The organism is Micromonospora sp. (genome assembly GCF_048594385.1).
GTDB lineage: Bacteria > Actinomycetota > Actinomycetes > Mycobacteriales > Micromonosporaceae > Micromonospora > Micromonospora wenchangensis.
Genome location: NZ_JBMDWU010000051.1, coordinates 1 through 6,975 on the forward strand (window position 1 = coordinate 1; position 6,975 = coordinate 6,975).

Genomic DNA, 6,975 nt, shown 5'->3' on the forward strand with positions numbered 1-6,975 from the left:
GACCCGCCCGGCCGGGCCATGACGCGCCCGGCCGGGCGGGTCCGGTCAGGCCACGAAGCGCGACCGGCGACGCCGCGCCACCAGGTAGCTGCCGACCCCCGCCAGCAGCAGCGACCCGCCGACACCGGCGACCAGGACGGTCGGGGAACCGGTGATCGGCAGCGTGCCGTCGTCCGCGCCCTGCCCACCCGAGCCGGCGTTCACCAGGATCTTCGCGGTGTCGTTGCGCGGGTCGAGGTCCGTCGTGGTGGTCGGGCCGTAGAGCAGCTCGGTGCGGCCGGTCAGGGTGCCCGCCCGGTCGATCCGGAACGAGAACGGCAGGGCCACCTTCCCGCCCTTGCGGATGACGTCGTACTGGTAGCAGAGGTAGGCGCGGGCACCCGGCCGGCCGCCCTCCTCGTCCTGGATGTCGGCGTCGAGGCAGTTCCTGGGGGCCTTGACGGCGGTGACACCCTTCGGCACGGTCATCTTGACGATCGTGTAGAAGTCGCGACCGCCGTTGGACGACGAGGCCGGCCCCCGGTTGGTGTAACCGATCGTGACCGGCACGGTCTCGCCCACCCGGGCGGTGATCCGCACCTCGTCGGCGGCCAGGTCGGCCCGCTGGTTGCCGGTGACGGTCAACTCGACGGCGGTGTCGTTGTCGGTCGGCCGGACGTCGGTCTGCGCTGCCCGGGACGCGCCGACGGGCAGTCGGGTACCGACCTGCTCCAGCCGCAGCACCTCACCCGTGCCCTGCTGGTCGAGGGTGTACCTGGGCTGCTGGTCCGCCCAGTCCTGCGGGGTGAACCAGGTGGCGGTGCCGGTCTGGGTGTTCGGTGCCGAGACGTCGCCGGGCACGGTGACACCGAAACCGCCGCCGACCCGGAACACCCGGCCCGGCGCGATCTCGTCGTCGAAGGTGCACACGAACAGGTTCGGCGTGAAGTTGGTCAGGCCGCCCTTGCTGCCGTAACGGCAGTTCCGGTAGCGCTGCGACGGGGTGAGACCGTACATCGCCGACACGAGCAGCACCGCGCCCCGGGCGGTCTCCCGCCCCTGGTTGCCGACCGAAAGCCCCACCGGCACCGTGGCACCCGGACCACCTGTCACTTTCACCGCCGGACCCGCCACGAGGTCGACCGCCTCGCCGACGAGGACGGTCGAAGCGGCGGTGCTCGTACCCGATCCGGTGGTGGTCGCGGTGAACCGGATCCGGCCCTCCCGACCCACCTGGGCGCCCGCACGTGGGTGAATCGACAACGACACCAGGTCCGGTGCGTCCTCCTGGTAGGCCTTACAGGTCAGGACGGTGCCGGCGCGGGTGCAGAACGGTTCGAGGGGACCGCGCACCTCCGCGAAGGCGTCGATCGCGCTGACGTCGACGGTGATGACGTAACTGTCCTGGAGTTTCTCGCCCACCAACCGCAGGACCACCGTCTTGCCGGGCCCACCCGGGGCCAGGGTGACGTCGTTGGCGGACGTGGTGAACCCCGCCACCGCGGCCACGTCGGGGGAGGCGTCGGGGCTCGCGGGGGCGGCCGGGGCGGGAGCGGCGGAGGCGACGACACACGCGCCCACCACCGCAAGTCCGGCCAGCCAACGACGCGTCTCGTGCTTGCGCATCAGCGGATCCTGTCCTGAGGAGGTGCTACGGCGGTCGCCGCAGCCTAAGGAGTTCGTCCCCGGCCGGGCGCCCCACGCCGACGGGTGGCGGCAGAATGGGCCGAACAGCCGACGGATCCACCCCGAAGGCCCACCCCGCCCGCCCGTCCCGCCAGGGGAGGGGCGGTCAGAGCCGGGGGTCGACCGGCTCCGACTCGCAGGCGAGGATCGCGAAGACCAGCTCGTGCCGACGCCACAGCGGCGCATCGGCGACGTAGGCGTCCAGGGCGGCCAGACCGAGCGCGTGCTCGCGCAGCGCCAGGCCCCGCTTGCGCCCCAGCGAACGGCGACGCAGCGCGGTGAGCTGCGCCGGATCGGTGTAGCCCGGACCGTAGATGATCCGCAGGTACTCCCGGCCCCGGCACTTGATCCCCGGCTGGAGCAGCGAACCGCGCGCCGACCGGGCGGCCGGACCGGCGTACGGCTTGACCACCATCCCCTCGCCACCGGCTGCGGTCAGCGTCGACCACCACCCGATGGCCGCCGCCACCGCCGCCTCGTCGTCCAGCTCCACCACCTGCCGTCGGGTCGGCGTGAAGAACTCCGGGTCGGCCGCGCAGAGCCGGTCGGCCAACGACAGGTGCCACCCGTGGTCCCGGTCGGTGAAGGTCACCGTCGCCCCGGCGAGCACCGCGAACGGTGCCAGGGTCACCCCGCGCAACCCCTCGGTGGGTGCCACGTACGCGCGATAGGCCGCCGAGTAGCCGTCGACCTCCGCCTGCCGGGCCGCCATCCGGTCCCGCAGCGCGGCCACCGGCAGTCCCCGGGCCGCAGCCGAGTCCAGCGCGGCGAGAGCCGCCGGCAGCGCCGCCCGCCCGGCCGCCCCGACCCCGGCGTACTGCTCGCGGATCAGCCCGGTCGCCTTCGCCGACCAGGGCAGCAGCTCACAGTCCAGCAGCAGCCGGTCGGTGCCCAGCTCGTCCCACAAGCCGGCCGCGCCGACCGCCGCCCGGACCCGGTCCAGCAGCTCCCCGTCCAGCGGCGGGCCGAAGAACGGCCGACCGGTACGGGTGTGCACCACCCCACCGCCGAACCGGCCGGGTTCCCGCTCGACCAGCACCACCGCCCGGGAACCCATGTGCTTCTCCTCGCACACCACCCGCTGCACGCCGGCCGACCGGTAATCCCCGAACGCCTGCGTCGGGTGCTCCAGGAACCCCGGCACGGTCGACGTCGAGCAGGGCGCCATCGTCGGCGGCAACCAGACCAGCCGACCCGGGTCCACCGCGAACCGGCTCATCACCTCCAGCGCGGCGGCGGCGTTCTCCGCCGGCACGGTCAGCGTCCCGTAGGCGTGCTCCAGGTGCCGCCGCCCGGTCACGTCGGCCAGATCGAGCACCGTGTCCGGGCGGGTCGGGGTGAACAGCGGCCGGGCCGGGGCGTACCACTCCCGCTGCGCGTCGACCGCCACCAGCTCCCGCTCGGGGTAGCGCAACGCGGTGAGCCTCCCGCCGAAGACGCAACCGGTGTCGACGCAGATCGTGTTGTTGACCCATTCCGGGGTCGGGGTCGGGGTCGGGGTGTGCCCGTACACGACAGTCGCCGCACCCCGGTAGTCGCGCGCCCACGGGTAGCGCACCGGCAGGCCGTACTCGTCGGTCTCGCCGGTGGTCTCGCCCCAGAGCGCGAACGAGCGGACCCGGCCCGACGCGCGGCCGTGGTACGCCTCCTTCAGGCCGGCGTGCGCCACCACCAGCCGGCCGCCGTCCAGCACGAAGTGGCTGACCAGGCCGTCGATGAAGGTCGCCACCCCGGCCACGAACGTCGGGTCCTCGGCGGCGAGCTGGTCCATCGTCTCGGCCAGGCCGTGGGTGAGCCTGACGTCCTGGCCCCGCAGCTTGCGCAGCAGCTTGTGCTCGTGGTTGCCCGGCACGCAGATCGCGTGCCCGGCCGCCACCATGCCCATCACCAGGCGCAGCACGCCGGGGGAGTCCGGGCCGCGGTCCACCAGGTCACCCACGAATACGGCGGTACGACCAGCCGGGTGGACCGCGTCCACCGGGCGACCCGCGTCGTCGCGGTGCAGCACGAAGCCCAGCCGCGTCAGCAGCGCCTCCAACTCCGCCCGGCACCCGTGCACGTCACCGACGATGTCGAACGGCCCGGTCAGCTCCCGCCGGTCGTTGTACAGCTTCTCCAGCCGGACCTGCGCGGCGTCGATCTCCTCGACCCCGCGCAGCACGTGCACCCTGCGGAACCCCTCCCGCTCCAGGTGCCCGGACGACCGGCGCAGGTCACGCTGCATCCGGGCCAGCACCTGCCGGCCGTGCGTCCGGTCGGCGCGGGCCTGGGTCCGTTCCCAGGCCACCGCCTCCGGCACGTCCAGCACGATCGCCACCGGCAGCACGTCATGCTCGCGGGCCACCCTGACCAGCCCGGCGCGGGCGTGCGGCTGGAGGTTCGTCGCGTCGACCACGGTCAGCCGACCCCGCCGCAGCCGGACCCCCGCCACGTGGTGCAGCGCCCCGAACGCGTCGGCGGAGGCGGACTGGTCGTTCTCGTCGTCGGCGACCATCGCCCGGAACGCGTCCGAGGCGAGCACCTGACTCGGCGCGAAGTGCCGCGCCGCGAAGGTGGACTTTCCCGAACCGGAGACGCCGACCAACGCCACCAGGGCGAGTTCGGGAATGTCGAGGATGCTCATCGGGTCGCCTCCCGGCTGGCCACGGCGGTGAGGACGGCGAGCTGGGTGGGGTGGCCCAGCTCGGGATCGGGGTCGCCGACGCCGCTGATCGTGGCCGTGTAGCCGTGCTCGGCGGCCACCCGGTCGACCCACGCGGCGAACTCGGCACGGGTCCACTCGAACCGGTGGTCGGGATGCCGGAACCGGCCCGCCGGCAGCCCCTCGTACCGCACGTTGTACTCCGCGTTCGGGGTGGTCACCACGAGCGTGCCCGGCCGGGCGTGACCCAGCACGGCGTCCTCCAACGCGGGCAGCCGGGCCGGGTCCAGGTGCTCGACGACCTCCATCAGCACCGCCGCGTCATAGCCGCGCAACCGGTCGTCCCGGTAGGTCAACGCCGACTGCCACAGCCGGACCCGGTCCTGCTGCCGCTGGGGCAGCCGGTCCAGCCGCAGCCGGCGGGCGGCCACGGTCAGCGCCTGGGCAGAGACGTCCACGCCCACCACCTCGGTGTAACGCCGGTCGGCGAGCAACGCGGTGAGCAGCGCGCCACCGCCACAACCCAGGTCCACCACCCGGCTCGCACCGCTGGCCGCCAGTGCGGCGAGCACCGCCGCACGTCGCCGCACCGCCAGGGACGCCCGCCGGGGGTCGGCGACAGCCGGGACGGTGGCCTCGTCGACACTGTCGTCCGGCACGGGTACGTCGGCCAGCCGCAACTCGGCCAGCCGGGCCATCGCCCGCCCGGCCAACGCCCGGCGGTGCGCCAGGTAACGACGGGTGATCAACGCCCGCTCGGGGTGGTCGGCCAGCCAGCCCGCCCCGGCCCGCAGCAGCTTGTCGATCTCGTCCGGGGCGACCCAGTAGTGCTTGGCGTCGTCCAGCACCGGCAGCAGGACGTACAGGTGGTTGAGGGCGTCGGCGAGCCGGACCGTGCCGGTCAGGCAGAGGTCGACGTACCGGCTGTCACCCCATTCGGGGTGCTGCTCGTCGAGCGGGAGCGGGGCTGCGGTCACCGCCCAGCCGAGCGGGGCGAACAGCCGTACCGCCAGCTCCGCACCGCCCCGGCAGCGCAGCACCGGCACCCGGATGCTCAGCGGGATCGCCGTGCCGGCCAGCTCCGGACGGTCCCGGGACACCCCGCGCAGCGCGGAACGGAACACCGTGGACAGCGCGGAGGACAGCAGGCTCGACGCGGCGTAGGCACGGTCGTTGACGTACTGCCCGAGGGTGAAACTCTCCGGGGTGGACGCCGCCCGCCGCCGCCCCACCCCGAGGCGCTGCGGATCGACCTCGACCAGCAGGGCGGCCGTGCACCGCTGCTCCGTCGCCTCCGGGTAGAAGACGTGCGCGGTGCCCGCCGGCAGGTCGAACTCCTGCACCCGGTCGGGGTGCTTGACCAGCAGGAAACCGAGATCCGTCGCCGGCTGGTGGGTGGTGGTCAGGGTGAGCAGCACGCGCCCATGATCCCAGCGCGGCCGATCCGGCGTCGTCCTCATTTCCCGGCACCCGGTGCCGTCGGTACCGCTCGTCCTTCTTCCGGCCGCGGACTGCTCTCAGCCCTGTCCGGCCGGCCGGACCCGCACCGTCAGCGGTAGTCGTCCTCGTCGGCGGTGACCACCCGGGCCTGCTCCATGGCGTCCCAGTCAGCGACCTCCAGGCCCCGGTGCGGCTCGGCGTCGGTCTCGTCCGGGCCGATCACGGCGGCCTGCTCGACCGCGTCGGCCGGCTCGGCCTCCAGGTCGCGTTCCTGCGGGTCGAGGTGGTCGCTCGGGGTGAAGTCCTCGTCGGGCTGACCCATCGTCCCTCCCTGGTTGCGGCGGCCTGTCCACCCCACCGTACGGGCTGGTGGCGGAGGTCGCCCGGTGGGCGCGGGAACGCGGGAACGTCCCACCGGCGACGCCGGGCGGTGTCAGGATGGATCGGTGGGCTTCCTGATCCGGTTGGTGATCACGGCGATCGCGCTGTGGGTCACCACGCTGATCGTGCCGGGGGTCGACGTCTCCGGGCGCAACGGCGCGAACACCGCGTTCACCCTGCTGCTGGTGGCGCTGATCTTCGGCGTGGTCAACGCGGTGCTCAAACCGGTGATCAAGGTGGTCGGTTGCGTGTTCTACCTGCTCACCCTCGGGCTGTTCGCGCTGGTGGTGAACGCCCTGCTGTTCCTGCTGACCGACCGGATCGCGCGCGCGGTCGACCTGTCGTTCCGGGTGGACGGTTTCTGGCCGGCCTTCTGGGGGGCCATCGTGATGGCCGTGGTGACCTGGCTGATCAGCGTCGCCGTGCCGGACGGCCGGGAGGCCCGGTGAGGCCGGGCGGTGGACGGTCACCGGGGCGGTTGTGTCCGCCGACGCCTCCTACGGGATACTGCCGACGGTGGACAGCGCGGTCCGGCGCACCGATGGAAGACAGCGGCCAGCGCGGCCGAGAGCGGTAAGTAAGGAGCGTTTCACATGCCCATCGCTTCCCCCGAGGCTTACGCGGAGATGCTGGACCGGGCCAAGGTCGGCCGGTACGCGTACCCCGCGATCAACGTGACCTCGTCGCAGACCCTGAACGCGGCGCTGAAGGGCTTCGCCGACGCGGAGAGCGACGGCATCATCCAGGTGTCCACCGGTGGCGCGGAGTACCTGTCCGGCCCGTCGGTCAAGGACATGGTGACCGGCGCGGTGGCGTTCGCCGCGTACGCGCACGAGGTGGCCAAGAAG

Annotated in this window: 6 protein-coding genes; 2 read left to right on the forward strand and 4 right to left on the reverse strand. The window is 73.3% G+C overall.

From position 1 onward, the window contains the following. Positions 1-45 precede the first annotated feature (45 nt). The 4 genes from ACOJTC_RS02285 to ACOJTC_RS02300 form a co-directional block, all read right to left on the reverse strand. Positions 46-1,605: an LPXTG cell wall anchor domain-containing protein gene (locus ACOJTC_RS02285; RefSeq protein WP_420115541.1), complete on the reverse strand. Its 1,560-nt coding sequence runs from the start codon at positions 1,603-1,605 to the stop codon at positions 46-48. Positions 1,606-1,771: 166 nt separating this feature from the next. Next, on the reverse strand, positions 1,772-4,288 hold the full coding sequence (locus ACOJTC_RS02290) for a polynucleotide kinase-phosphatase (RefSeq protein ID WP_420115542.1): 2,517 nt from the start codon (positions 4,286-4,288) through the stop codon (positions 1,772-1,774). Beyond that, positions 4,285-5,724, reverse strand: coding sequence for a 3' terminal RNA ribose 2'-O-methyltransferase Hen1 (locus ACOJTC_RS02295; RefSeq protein WP_420115543.1), 1,440 nt, complete (start codon positions 5,722-5,724; stop codon positions 4,285-4,287). Before ACOJTC_RS02295 ends, ACOJTC_RS02290 begins: the two co-directional genes overlap by 4 nt. 131 nt (positions 5,725-5,855) lie before the next feature. After that, positions 5,856-6,068: a hypothetical protein gene (locus tag ACOJTC_RS02300; RefSeq protein WP_204928469.1), complete on the reverse strand. Its 213-nt coding sequence runs from the start codon at positions 6,066-6,068 to the stop codon at positions 5,856-5,858. A gap of 124 nt (positions 6,069-6,192) precedes the next feature. On the opposite strand from ACOJTC_RS02300, the gene ACOJTC_RS02305 reads away from it, so the two are divergent. Continuing rightward, complete coding sequence (locus ACOJTC_RS02305; RefSeq protein WP_204928468.1) at positions 6,193-6,576, forward strand: phage holin family protein; 384 nt, start codon at positions 6,193-6,195, stop codon at positions 6,574-6,576. Positions 6,577-6,720: 144 nt separating this feature from the next. After that, positions 6,721-6,975 (forward strand): class II fructose-bisphosphate aldolase (locus tag ACOJTC_RS02310; protein WP_420115544.1); only part of this gene is annotated, 255 nt, incomplete at its 3' end.